This is a genomic window from Thiomicrorhabdus chilensis DSM 12352 (assembly GCF_000483485.1).
Classification (GTDB): domain Bacteria; phylum Pseudomonadota; class Gammaproteobacteria; order Thiomicrospirales; family Thiomicrospiraceae; genus Thiomicrorhabdus; species Thiomicrorhabdus chilensis.
In genome coordinates this window covers 433,666-445,959 of the sequence record NZ_KI519609.1, presented here as the reverse complement: position 1 = coordinate 445,959, position 12,294 = coordinate 433,666, and the positions used below count along the sequence as shown (strand labels likewise).

At 50.6% G+C, this 12,294-nt stretch carries 11 protein-coding genes; 5 read left to right on the top strand and 6 right to left on the bottom strand.

Features of this window, described 5'->3' with window-relative positions; translation table 11 throughout:
- Nucleotides 1-37: 37 nt before the first annotated feature.
- The gene (locus B076_RS12910; RefSeq protein ID WP_051347117.1) at nt 38-1,873 is read right to left on the bottom strand and encodes a sensor domain-containing diguanylate cyclase; all 1,836 of its coding nucleotides are present in this window, start codon (nt 1,871-1,873) and stop codon (nt 38-40) included.
- Between the two features lie 193 nt (nt 1,874-2,066).
- On the bottom strand, nt 2,067-2,735 hold the full coding sequence (locus B076_RS11835) for a LexA family protein (RefSeq protein WP_245566300.1): 669 nt from the start codon (nt 2,733-2,735) through the stop codon (nt 2,067-2,069).
- Between the two features lie 102 nt (nt 2,736-2,837).
- Here B076_RS11835 and B076_RS0102105 point away from each other — a divergent pair, with 102 nt between their 5' ends.
- Together B076_RS0102105 and hemH are read left to right on the top strand one after the other, a co-directional pair.
- Nucleotides 2,838-4,181, top strand: a complete 1,344-nt coding sequence (locus tag B076_RS0102105; RefSeq protein WP_028485850.1) for a Y-family DNA polymerase — start codon at nt 2,838-2,840, stop codon at nt 4,179-4,181.
- Nucleotides 4,182-4,415: 234 nt separating this feature from the next.
- Complete coding sequence (gene hemH / locus B076_RS0102100) at nt 4,416-5,534, top strand: ferrochelatase (RefSeq protein WP_028485849.1); 1,119 nt, start codon at nt 4,416-4,418, stop codon at nt 5,532-5,534.
- Nucleotides 5,535-5,625: 91 nt separating this feature from the next.
- Here the strand turns inward: hemH and folM are convergent, their stop codons facing one another.
- Together folM and B076_RS0102090 are read right to left on the bottom strand one after the other, a co-directional pair.
- Nucleotides 5,626-6,351, bottom strand: a complete 726-nt coding sequence (gene folM / locus B076_RS0102095; protein ID WP_028485848.1) for a dihydromonapterin reductase — start codon at nt 6,349-6,351, stop codon at nt 5,626-5,628.
- A gap of 78 nt (nt 6,352-6,429) precedes the next feature.
- A complete protein-coding gene (locus B076_RS0102090; protein WP_051347116.1) occupies nt 6,430-7,416 on the bottom strand; it encodes a YbgA family protein in 987 nt (328 codons plus the stop codon).
- 111 nt (nt 7,417-7,527) lie between these two features.
- Between B076_RS0102090 and B076_RS0102085 the strand changes: the two genes are divergently transcribed.
- Complete coding sequence (locus tag B076_RS0102085) at nt 7,528-8,073, top strand: peroxiredoxin (RefSeq protein WP_038150653.1); 546 nt, start codon at nt 7,528-7,530, stop codon at nt 8,071-8,073.
- A 323-nt stretch (nt 8,074-8,396) separates the two neighbouring features.
- On the top strand, nt 8,397-9,644 hold the full coding sequence (gene msrA, locus B076_RS0102080; RefSeq protein WP_038150350.1) for a peptide-methionine (S)-S-oxide reductase MsrA: 1,248 nt from the start codon (nt 8,397-8,399) through the stop codon (nt 9,642-9,644).
- Nucleotides 9,645-9,763: 119 nt separating this feature from the next.
- On the opposite strand, the gene B076_RS0102075 is transcribed toward msrA, so the two are convergent.
- On the bottom strand, nt 9,764-11,047 hold the full coding sequence (locus tag B076_RS0102075; protein WP_028485844.1) for a mechanosensitive ion channel family protein: 1,284 nt from the start codon (nt 11,045-11,047) through the stop codon (nt 9,764-9,766).
- Nucleotides 11,048-11,187: 140 nt separating this feature from the next.
- Between B076_RS0102075 and B076_RS11830 the strand changes: the two genes are divergently transcribed.
- Nucleotides 11,188-11,673, top strand: a complete 486-nt coding sequence (locus B076_RS11830; protein ID WP_028485843.1) for an ATP-dependent zinc protease family protein — start codon at nt 11,188-11,190, stop codon at nt 11,671-11,673.
- Here the strand turns inward: B076_RS11830 and B076_RS0102065 are convergent.
- Complete coding sequence (locus B076_RS0102065) at nt 11,670-12,242, bottom strand: mechanosensitive ion channel domain-containing protein (RefSeq protein ID WP_051347115.1); 573 nt, start codon at nt 12,240-12,242, stop codon at nt 11,670-11,672. The genes B076_RS11830 and B076_RS0102065 overlap by 4 nt on opposite strands.
- Nucleotides 12,243-12,294: the final 52 nt, after the last annotated feature.

Here is a 12,294-nt window from a genome sequence, read left to right as displayed (position 1 = left end):
GTTTTTAACGCGCCTTTTTCAACCTTCAAAAGCACCTTCACTCCGCCAATTCAACCCGATTACGACCGTTTTCTTTCGCTTGATACAGCGCCATATCCACTCGTTTCAACAAGGTGTATTCGGTATCCCAGCGAGTCAATTCCGCCACCCCAAAACTCACCGTGACCTGAACCGGCACATCCACCGCCGTCAGTGAAGTAATCGCCGCTCGTAAGCGTTCCGCACTATCTGCCGCATCCTGTGCAGCGGTTTCAGGCATGACAATCAAAAACTCCTCTCCCCCAAAGCGGCACAGCACATCGGTATCACGCAACAATCTTTTGACCTCAGCCGTCACCGCAATCAACACCTGATCGCCCACATCATGCCCAAAGGAGTCGTTGATGTTTTTAAAGTGATCCAAGTCAAACAACACCAGCGACAACTTCTTTTGGTAACGCCGTGAACGAATAATCTCACGTTCCAAAGCCTGATTGCAGGCCAAACGATTACCAGCACCCGTCAGCTCGTCGGTCACACTCAATATCTTTAACTCTTTTTCATAAGCTTCAATCTGCGTTATGTCCTGCATTAAGACATTGTAGAGCACCTCTTTGATGCCGCGCATGCGCTTCACTTTAACCAGAAAGACATGCGCCTCTCCGGCTTTGATGATTTTTGCTTTATGGCGTTTTTCCGGGTGTGCCATGACATAATCCAACCAATAAAGACCGTCCATCTTTCGGTGCAAAAACCCTTCTTCCTCTTCAAACAGGTCGCAGACACAATTATGTTTTTGTAAAAAATCTTTTACGCTGACAAATTCACTGAAGAAATCGAAAAAGTGTCTATTCACATCGACAATCTGTTTGTAGTTGGAGATATAGATGATATCGGACACCGAGTCGATGATCTGTCGGTAATAAAGTTTTTTCTGCTCGGATTCGGACTTGCTCATGTAGATTGTGAAGACCAGTATCAACAATAAGATGGTGCCGACACTGATGACCAAATACTTTTGCAACACCCAGGTTGTCTGGGAGAAGTTGATCTGACTCAGCGATGTAAACGTCAACCATTGCCCCAACACTTCGTGTCGGCTGTTCTCAATCGGAATCCGAGTCAGCACATAAGGCCCAACCGTCCGGTACCCATCGATTTTCAATAAGCTCGAGACACCAGCCTCTTGGATCACATCAATCAAAGTCGGCGACACATCTTCGTTGGTCACATAATAATCCTCGATAAACTCTCCGGTAATCGCCTTGGTCAATTGCGAGCGGAAACGTTTATCCGTCAGTAAAACCGATTCGATCCCGGTTTCGCGCTGCAGACTTTGTGTCAAAGGCGTAAAGTGGGTGATCACCTCCAGCAGACCCAGCAAGCGTTGGCTGTCATCCATAACCGGCATAATCGATTTAAACGACACGGTGAACTTGCCGACACTGATGACTTGATGCGTACGCGGCATTTTAAGCAGGTCATTGATTTCGGATCGAATAAGGGAAAGATTGTCGCCGGTTTTATCCGTCCAGCTTCGGTAGATGCTCCGCCCCTTTAGGTCAATCAATTGCACCCAAAGGTCTTTAAAACCATTCTGGTCATTGATTCGTTCCACCATGCGGCTTATTTTTTCGGCGTTACGGCCATCATTCTGAAACACCAACAAACGTTGCACCAATGGGTTCTCGGAAAAACTCAATGTCAGCGTCATGGAAGCGCTCTTTTGCTCTTTGATCAGGGACTGAATCTTGCTCTGTGTCTGCTGTTGATGCGCCAAAAGCACCTCATGCCGAAGGGTCTGTTCGGCATAGTCGTAGAGGATTTTGGTAAAGGCCAGAGCACCACCCAGTACCAATATCAACAAAAGGTAGTGACGATTTCGTTTACTCATTGCACACAAATTCAACGGGGGAGTTGATTCATTCTGCGCCGAGCCCCATTAAGTTTCAAGCCCAATCACTGTTTTATATACCTAAAAATACTTGGGGACTAAAAATATGCCTTATTAGGATCGGTTTTTTACTCGCCCCCACCAGGCCTGCCGGTTTTGACAGAGCGTTTTTATCTTTGGGCATCGTGAGAGATTAAAACTGTGAAATCGTGGCGGTCACCACACCCCAAATCACCATCTCCGCCTCTTCCCTGACCAATATCGGCGGATAATTGTCGTTTTCGGGCACCAGCCAGGTTCCGGTCGACTTCACCGACAAACGTTTAACGGTCAATTCGCCATCCAGCGCCGCGATCACGATCTTACCGTCGCTCGGCTCAATACTGCGATCGACCACCAGAATATCGCCATCCTGAATCCCGGCTTTTTGCATGGAATCACCTTCCACCACCAGCAGAAAGGTCGCCTCTTTATTACGCACCAGTTTTTCATTGAGATCCAGTGTGGTTTCAATGTAATCGTCGGCCGGACTGGGAAATCCAGCCACCACCTTATGACTGTACAAAGGCAGTGTCACCCGCTCATCATTGGCCGGTTGATGCACCTTAAACGCCGAGTGCTCCAACAGGCCTGCCAGTTTTTGCTCGCCCTTTTTCTGGCGCTCCAGCCAGGACTGAATCTGGGCGACTTTTGATTCCGGCACACGCATCACCTTAGTGGGCTCGCCGAATTTACCGCTGCCTTTTTTCCGCCCCGCTCCTGCGCGGACACCTCCCCGGTTTGTCTGCTTACGTGTTTTGTTCTCGGCGTGTTCCGCCTCTTGGCTCTCACCCCGTTTGCCCATTTTGTCCAGCTTGTCCATATGACTCGTTATCTCTTTTGAATTATGTTACAATTTTCATATTAACACACACAAACCATTTCAGTCCAACCCTTTCACTCGACTAATCCAGGTAACCGACTCATGCCGACCTTCGCCCTGATAGATGGCAATTCATTTTACGCTTCCTGCCAAATCGCATTTCAACCCGAGCTGCAAAAACGACCGGTGGTGGTCTTATCCAACAACGATGGCTGCATTGTCGCGGCCAATGCGCACGCCAAGGCACTCGACCAAAAGCTGGGTCGCTCACTCGGTTCCGGCGGCTACCATGCGGCCAGAACCAACAGCATGATGTTCCAACCCTACTTCAAGGTCGCCAAACTGCTCAAACAGCACAACACCGTGGTATTCAGCTCCAACTATGAACTCTACGCCGACATGAGTCAGCGCATGCATGACATCATCGGGCAATTCTCCCCACATCAAGAAATCTATTCAATTGACGAAAGCTTTCTGGAACTCAGCACCCTGCCGATTGACAATCTGAGCGACTACGCCCAGCAGATCAAACAGCGTGTTCATCAATGGCTTGGCCTGCCGGTGGCGGTGGGCATCGCTTCGAGCAAAACCCTAGCGAAACTGGCCAACCATCTCGCCAAGAAACAGCCTAACCTGAACGGCGTTTTGGATTTCGAATCCTTGTCTCACAGCACGCAAACCCTGCTGCTGAAACAGGTCAAGGTCGGGCAAGTCTGGGGAATCGGCAAACGCCTGTCTCAACAGCTCGAATCCAGAAACATCCTCAGCGCCTACGATTTACAGCAGGCCTGCCCAAAATCGATTCGCAAGCAGTTTTCCGTCAATGTCGAACGCATCGTTGAAGAACTCAATGGGCAGGCCTGCTTCTCACTGCATGAAACCCACCCGAACAAACAGCAAATTATCTCATCCCGCTCTTTTGGACAGCTGGTCGAAAGCCACGCGCTCATGAAACAGGCGGTCGCCAGCTACACCGCCACGGCGGCACAAAAACTGCGCCAACAAAACAGCGTCTGCAAACGCCTCAGCGTATTCATCACCACGCCCCCTTTTCAGACCGATCGGCCGCAATACCGCAACCTCTACCAAATTCCGCTGATCTACCCGAGCGACAACAGCGTCCTGCTCAGCAAAGTCGCCATCAAAGCCCTCAACCACATTTGGAAACCGGGCTATGCCTACCAAAAAGCGGCGGTGACGCTGTCCGACTTGTCCGAAAAAGGCGCACTGCAAACCGATCTGTTCGCCCCCAATCCACACTATTCCGGCAACCCCAAGGCCGACCAGTTAATGCAGGTAATGGACGAACTCAACCACAAAATGGGCAAAGGTACACTCAACCTCGCCAACTGCGGTTTACAACAACAAAACCGCTGGCGGATGAACCGCAACCTCATGTCGCCACGCTACACCACACGCTGGAACGAACTCTTAACAGTGCGATAACTTCCGAAGCGATTCACTAATGCCTCAAATCTTGCTATGCTTTGTGAAATTTTAAAGCCTTATGAAGATCACTCGTCGGCATCCACCCTGTCCGGCTCGTAAAAACTTATACAGATTTTATACGTATAATCCATTTTATTAGGTATAATCGGTCGAATAAAGCCTTAACGCCTTCCCCATAAGACTTTATGCAGAAGGCACTGTTTTTAACTTCTTCGCAAAGGGAGCACTGTTTTGCACTATCAAGGAAACGCCACTTATCAGCACGGCGACCAAGCCGCCACCGGTATCTTAATCACCAACCTTGGCACACCGGACGCTCCCACCAAACAGGCACTCAAACCGTACCTGAAAGAGTTTCTAATGGATCCACGCGTGGTCGAGCCACCACCAGCACGCTGGCTGTGGAAATTGATTCTCAACGGCATCATTCTCAATACCCGTCCAGCCAAATCGGCCGAGGCCTACGCCACTGTGTGGGATTCGGAAGGCCCTGGAGCGCCTTTGCTCAACATCAGCCTGCGCCAGGTCGAGGCCATTGCCGAACAAGTTCGCCCGCATTTCCAAGGGCCGGTGGAGTTTGAGCTGGGCATGCGTTACGGCAACCCCTCGATTGCCAGCGCCCTGAAAAAACTTCAGGACACAGGCTGTCAGCGCATTCTGGTATTGCCGCTGTATCCACAATATGCCGCCGCCACCAGTGCCTCGACCTTTGATGCGGTCACCGCCGAACTGCAAACCTGGCGCTGGATTCCGGAACTGCGTTTCATCAACAAATACCATCGCCACCCGGGTTACATCAAAGCATTGGCCAATTCAATCCGTGAATACCAGGCCGAGCACGGCAAACCGCAACTGCTGGTCATGTCCTATCACGGCGTCCCGCAACGCTATCTGGACAACGGCGACCCTTACCACTGCGAGTGCCACGTCACCTCCAGACTGGTGGCCGAAGAATTGGGATTGAGCAAGGACGAATACAAGGTCACCTTCCAGTCGCGTTTCGGCAAAGAGCCGTGGCTGCAACCTTACACCGATGAAACCATGATGGCCCTGCCCAAACAAGGCGTTAAAGACATTCAGGTGATCTGCCCCGGCTTTTCGGCCGACTGCCTGGAGACCATTGAAGAGATTGGTGAGGAGAACCGCGAGTATTTCGAAGAGGCCGGTGGCGAAAAATTTGGTTACATCGTCTGTCTGAACGACCGCCCCGACCACACCCAAGCCTTGGCGGAAGTGGTGTTGCAACATACCCAGGGCTGGTATGAGCGCGACGGTTTCGATGCCGAAGCCGACCGCAAAGAACGCGACACCGTCAAACAAAACGCCAAAGCGATGGGCTGTCCATTCTAAAACGACAAAAGAAGCCTCGCAAAATGAGCAGGCCTGTTTAACTGAACAGGCCTGTTCAAATCCCAATCATTTCCTCTCCCATCACATCACATCACAGAATTTTACGGCCGCCGTCCACCGGCAGGCTCACCCCAGTAGTGTAAGCACTGTTCAACAGGTACTGCACCGCTTGCCAGATGACCTGCGCGCCCGGCTCAATCCCCAGCAAAGAGCGTTGCAGACGCTGCTCTTTGTAGGCTTCGCTGTCGTGTTCATTAAAGATTATCAAACCCGGCGCAATGTCATTGACCTTAATGGCCGGGGCAAACTTCTGGGCAAAACTGCGACTCAGGGATTGCAAAGCGGCCTTGCTCGCCAAATAGGCGGAATAATCGCCATGAGGCACACTAGTTAGACCGGCCGAACTGTCCGACAGGCAGATGATGTCTTTCATTGGGCTTCTTGAGGCTTCCAGAAAAGGGCGCAAAGCGATGTTCAAACGATAAGGCACCTCAACATGCAGCTGAAACATGGCCGTGTATAAATCCGAATTCTCGTCCACCATGGCATCATTCGCCCAAATCGAGGCGTTATGAATCAAGGCGCGCAAACTGCCGACCTTCTCTTTCAGCTCGTTCAGAAAAGTGCTCACAGTCTCTGGCTGAGTAAAGTCCACTTGAAAACCCAGAGCACCCATCGATTCCAGTTCGGACACCGCCGCATGTCGCGTCCGGTAAGTAAACACCACCGGGTATTGGCCCTGCTCCAAAAACTGCTTGGCCAAAAACAGGCCAATTCGTTGTCCCGCTCCGGTAATCAATATGGCTTCTTGTAACATCGCTTTTTTATCGCTTTCAATTTATGGATTCAAAATGGGCAGGCCTGTTCATTTTCAAACTTCGCGCTCATGCTTAAGTTATTTATAGGCTCCGACAGTCGAGCGTAACGCCAATTCTGCCGGATAAGGCTGAAAGAAAACCTGAGTGCTCAGATAATCCGAACCGTAATGATGCATGAATTGCTGCAAAATCTTGATGACCGCAATCAACGGAATCATGCCGTCGCGAAACTCTTCCAACGCCTCGTTGAAAAACGTTTTCTCAGTGTCCGTGATCTGTTTTTTAAAATACCCATATACGTGCTGCAACACATTAATGATTTGCCCGCGTTTGGCTTTTTCGGCGATCGCCTGATAAAACAGCTCACCATACTGATCCAAAGATTCCTCCAGATTGTCAGTCGTCGCTTGTGCCACAATCGGCCCCATTTTTCGATACAAAGCTTCATTTTTGGAAAGCAGCAGATACTTATGGTCGCGGTGAAACGCCTGGAAATCGGCGACCCCCGGTTCGCTTGTCAAAAACACGCGCCAGCGCGCCGCGGAAAACACCTGCATCACAAAATTCTCCCGCAGCCAGGCATCCTGCAAGCGCCCTTCCTCTTCAATCGCCAGATGCGGTAAAGTCTTTTGCAGATGGCCGGTAAAGAGCCCTTGCCCCATCGGGTCATTTGAACCGAACCATTCGCCGGTTTCTCGATATACCTTGATGCGCTCCAGTCCGCAGCTCGGCGAACGCGACTTGACCACTGCGCCATCAACATTGCGCTGTTTGATCAGCTCCACCCGTTTTTCGGTATAGTCTTGCAAGCCGTCGGTGTAATCGGTATGCGATTTGCCGCCCAACACCCGAACCTGACCTTTGACGTCCACTAAACGAACCGTCTCCCTAGGTGTACCGATCACCGCCGCCTCGGGGCAGAAAGGCACAAAGTCTGCGTATTGGGCAAGCTGGTTTTTGACGAAATCGTCCTGCGCATGGCCGCCGTTATAACGGCATTCCACCCCTTTGAGGCAGTCGGAAACGGCAATTTTCAATCGGGGAAATTCGGTTGTTTGTTGCATAAAGCCTCTCTTAACTCGCGTTTCTGGCACATTTTGACACACAAAGCACATACACATAAATAGACTCTTATGATAGCCTATAAACTTAAAAGTAACCAACAAGTGATCCCGATGAAAACCTCTGCCCACCGCCTTTTCACCAAACTGCTCGGATTGCTGGCGACCCTGCTGTTTATAGGTAGCGCGCATGCCGCGGAATTGCAAGCGGGCGACCGCGCACCAGCTTTCTCTCTGATTGACCAACACCAACAACAACGCCAACTCAAAGACTATCTCGGAAAGTGGGTAGTGCTCTATTTTTACCCTAAAGACGACACCCCCGGCTGCACCAAAGAGGCCTGCAGTTTTCGCGATAACATCAACGCCATCATCAGCAAGCAGGCGGTGATCCTCGGCGTCAGTGTCGATTCGGTGGCCGCCCATCAGGATTTTTCCAAAAAGTTCAAACTGCCGTTCAGTCTCCTGTCCGATCCCGACGGACGGGTCGCCAGACAGTATGACGCTCTGCTGGATCTTAAAGTGATCCAATTCGCCAAACGCCACAGTTTCATCATCGACCCCCAAGGGCGCATCGCCAAAATTTACCGCGACGTCGATCCGCAAGAACATGTCGGCGATATCCTCAAAGACCTGACGCAGCTGCAAAACGCCATCTAGTCACTGCATTCAGGCGACGTGCCGCACCTTCACTGCCACAACCTTTATTCCCGAGTAATTTGGTTGGTTTTTAGGTAAAATAAAACTCGACTCCCTTATTTTTGTATTTAAGGGTCGGATTGAAACAAAACCGGCAGGTATCCGTTCTTATTAAATAGCGCCTTAAAAACTGATACGTGATGACAGCACGTAATGACAAAGAACCGATATATCAAGCAAGGATTTTTCCAATGAAAACATTCAAAAAATGGTCAAGCCGATTTTTTGTGACACTCTGCCTGCCTCTCATGTTTAGCCTGCAAAGTTGCGCCAAGGAGCCCGATATGACCACTCAAAACGACACCGTTAACACCGCCATGCAAACCGATTCGATCGTACTTGGAATGGGCTGTTTTTGGGGTGCGGAAAAGCGCATGTCGGAAGTCGCGGGCGTGGTCGACGTTGAAAGCGGTTATGCCGGCGGTGACTTTAAAAAGGTGGGCTACTACGATGTACTGGGGCATGAAAAAGCCCTGCAGGCCGGAAAAGCCAGCGAGCGCAACCATGCCGAAGTCATTAAGGTCACGTTCAACCCATCCCTGGTCAATTTGCAGACAATTCTGATTAAATTCTGGGAGAACCACAATCCAACTCAAGGCGACCGTCAAGGGAACGACGTGGGTACCAACTATCGCAGTGCCATCTACTATCACAATGAAGACCAGAAAGCCGTGGCCATCCAAACTCGTGACACTTACCAACAGGCTTTGACTCAGGCGGGCTATCCCAAAATCACCACGGAAATCGCCGAATTGCGCAATTACAATTCCGCCGAGGAATACCATCAGGATTACCTGAAAAAGAACCCCAACGGCTACTGCGGGCTGGGCGGCACGGGCGTAGCCTACCCCGGATCGGAAAGCGCCAAGGGGCCGACCCACCCGGTTTTGAAGGCCAGCGACTTAAACAGCGAGCGTCAGTTGATTGTGTTTGAAGCCGAAGAGTGCGAGTTCTGCAAACTGTTTAAACGCGAAGTGCTTGCCAGCTGGCAGTCGGAAGTGCCGATTGTGACCACATTGAACACCAATCCGCCGGAAGGCTGGAAACTTCAGAAAACCCTGTTTGCCACCCCCACCATCGTGCTGTTTGAAAACGGTCAGGAAACGTCGCGTTTTACCGGCTATAACGGCGACAAGCCGCGTTTCTGGAAGTGGCTCGGATTCCAACTGCTGACACCGGAGCAACAGCGCATCGCCTTTGAACAAGGCACCGAATATGCGTTCACCGGTTCGCATTTGGACGAAAAACGCCCCGGCACCTTTGTCGATCCGATTACCGGAGCGCCGCTGTTCCGCAGTGACACCAAATTCGAAAGCGGAACCGGTTGGCCGAGTTTCTTCAACCCGGTGGAGGGTGCCATCACCGAACATGAAGACCGTTCACACGGCATGTTGCGCATTGAAGTACGCAGCGCCAGCTCCGGCATCCATTTGGGACATGTTTTCAATGACGGCCCGCCGCCCACCTACAAACGCTACTGCATCAACGGCAATGTATTGAAGTTTGTGGCGGACGAAGACCGAGAACAGTAATCATGTGCCGATGAATCGTACATTCAACCCATGACAAAATAAGCAGGCCTGGTAGAGGCAACATCCTGACCAGGCCTGCTCATTTTCAAACTTGGCTTTTCCGAAAGTAAGACTGCTCGTTACTCATCCTTGAGAATGCGCACTTCCCTCTGAGGGAACGGGATCGCGATATCATTGTCATGCAGCGTTTTCCAGATGATCATCAATAAATCCGACCCCACTCGGTTTCTGCCGTCGTCAATGCCCTCAATCCAATATTCCAATTGAAACACCACGCCGGAATCGGCAAATTCTACAATTTCACAGTCGGGAAGCTCCGGTTCCAGCAAAACCTGAGGATGCTGTTTGACGGCGTTCAGAATCAGTTCGGGAATCGCAGGGATATCGGAATCGTAAGCCACCGAAAACTGCAAGGTGTAACGCTGACGTGGATCATCGTGTGTCCAGTTTGTGAAGGCGCTGGTAATGAAACGTTCGTTGGGCACCACAATCATCTTGCCGTCATAGGTTTGCAGTGACGAGGAGCGCATATTGAGTTTTTTGAGCACGCCCGCCTTGCCGTCTTCGAGCTCGATGTAGTTGCCGATCGCCATGGACTTGTCCAGCAGGATGATCAAACCGGAAATGAAATTGGAGGCGATCTGCTGCAGCCCGAACCCGATTCCCACCCCGAGCGCCCCACCGAACACGGCCAAAGCGGTCAGGTTGATGCCCACCGCATTTAACAACAGCAGGAAAATCACCAAAAACAGCGAAATTTCGAACAGTTTGGCAAAGACCTCACGGCTGCGCACATCCAGGTTTTGCTTATTGCGAATAATCTGCTGACCGTAGCGATTTGAAATGCGTCCCAGCCAGAACAGAATGGAACCGAATACCAGCAGTCGAATCACCGCATAGACCGACAATTTGATGTCGCCGACCTGAAACGCCAAGCTCTCCAGAAAGACGACCGTCTGATCCAACCACCCTAAGAGGTAAAGCGCGGCTGTCGGCATCATCACCCACTTGAGCATTGCGGCGACAAACACATGATTCACATACTGATGAATCACAATAAACAGGGTGATGATCAGCAACAGACTGAACGCGATTTTGACCACCTCATAATCCAACCCTGACTGCTGTAACGCTGCATGCAGTAAACCCAGCGACATCAGAGCCAACACCGGAAGAAGCAAACCCTTCACCACCTCAAGCGGCTGCGCAAGCCAACTCTGATTGCGTGTGACCGACTGCAAACGCACATCCACTGCGTGTTTAATTTTGGCACTCAGAGCCCAGGCAAGCCCCAACGTCAAGACTACCGCCAACAACTGCAGATAAAAACCCAGTTCGGTGACACTGGCCAAAACTTGTTGAAAAAGAGTTTGCGCTATTTCGTTTATACGTTCAAAATTCATCTTTGTGTTCCATTTTCAAACTTGCCAAATTTCAACATGACGTGACCATCATCAGGAGTCTTTCAAAAGCAATGGCCAAACCCTTTCGGTACTTGTCGTCCCTGACTGTTACCAGTTCTTATCTGTTGCTAGCAGGCCTTATGATCGGCTTTTCCACTCCCGCTTTTTGTGTTTCAGAGCCACACGTTTCGAAGCCTCCAGCGCAAACTCTCGGTTGGTTGGAAAAAGTGCGTTTCGACTCGTTTTCCCAGCCGATTGAAGCCAAAATCGACTCGGGAGCCGACCACTCCTCTTTGCACGCTACCGGCATCACCCAGTTTGATTTGCATGGCCAAACCTGGATACGCTTCACCACGGTCAAGCAAACCGTCCTGATTCGTCCCCTGGTGCGCACCGCACTCATCAAACAGAAACAGTCTCATTCACAGCCACGTCCGGTGGTGGAAATAAGACTCTGCCTGAACGGTCGTTTAATAAAAATTCCGGTTAACCTAGTGGATCGTTCCGCATTCAAACAGCCCATGCTCATAGGGCGCTCAGCCTTGTGGCGTGGACTATTAATCGACCCGAACCAAACCCACCTGACTCGTCCCGATTGCTTGTTCCAATCCCAAACAAACCATTAAGATTGACGGCGTTTAAAGCGCTGTCGAATCACACTGCTCTGCTGTGCATCCTGTTTTTCTGATTTTTGCTGGGTTTTTCTCACCGGCTTCTGCAGAATCAGGTTATTTGGATAAGCGAGCTGATTGCCGTCTTCGTCGATGAGCAGAATATTGAAAAAGTTGATCTCGGTAATCACGCCTTTGACGCTGTTGACGCCGTCGATGATTTCCACCTCGTCGCCGATTTTGGCCGGCATGCTGAAAAACACAATAATGCTGGCGGTGATGTTACTCAGAATAGACCATTGTGCGACCAAAGCCACTCCAATCACCGCTAATACTGAAGAAGCCACCACCAACAAAGCCTGATAGTCGATCCCCCAGACCACCAGCAAGACCACCAACCAGGAAACGGTGATCAAGGCTTTGAAATAGCGATACACCTGATAAGCCCGTTCAGCTGGTACATGCTTGACCTGCCCCAAGTTCAACACCAGTTTTTTGACGATCCAGCGCGTGACGATAATGGCAAACGGCACCAGCACACTGATAATGATCTGCACAAAAGGTAAATCTTCCAAACTCATCATACTCAAAAATCCATCCAAGAAATTTCAATCCACATTAACAAAGCAAGAGAGA

Excerpts from the sequence above, each read along its gene's own strand:
- B076_RS12910 (WP_051347117.1), bottom strand. The coding sequence starts at position 1,873 with ATGAGTAAACGAAATCGTCACTACCTTTTGTTGATATTGGTACTGGGT.
- B076_RS11835 (WP_245566300.1), bottom strand. The coding sequence starts at position 2,735 with ATGGACAAGCTGGACAAAATGGGCAAACGGGGTGAGAGCCAAGAGGCG.
- B076_RS0102105 (WP_028485850.1), top strand. The coding sequence starts at position 2,838 with ATGCCGACCTTCGCCCTGATAGATGGCAATTCATTTTACGCTTCCTGC.
- folM (WP_028485848.1), bottom strand. The coding sequence starts at position 6,351 with ATGTTACAAGAAGCCATATTGATTACCGGAGCGGGACAACGAATTGGC.
- B076_RS0102090 (WP_051347116.1), bottom strand. The coding sequence starts at position 7,416 with ATGCAACAAACAACCGAATTTCCCCGATTGAAAATTGCCGTTTCCGAC.
- B076_RS0102085 (WP_038150653.1), top strand. The coding sequence starts at position 7,528 with ATGAAAACCTCTGCCCACCGCCTTTTCACCAAACTGCTCGGATTGCTG.
- msrA (WP_038150350.1), top strand. The coding sequence starts at position 8,397 with ATGACCACTCAAAACGACACCGTTAACACCGCCATGCAAACCGATTCG.
- B076_RS0102075 (WP_028485844.1), bottom strand. The coding sequence starts at position 11,047 with ATGAATTTTGAACGTATAAACGAAATAGCGCAAACTCTTTTTCAACAA.
- B076_RS11830 (WP_028485843.1), top strand. The coding sequence starts at position 11,188 with ATGATCGGCTTTTCCACTCCCGCTTTTTGTGTTTCAGAGCCACACGTT.
- B076_RS0102065 (WP_051347115.1), bottom strand. The coding sequence starts at position 12,242 with ATGATGAGTTTGGAAGATTTACCTTTTGTGCAGATCATTATCAGTGTG.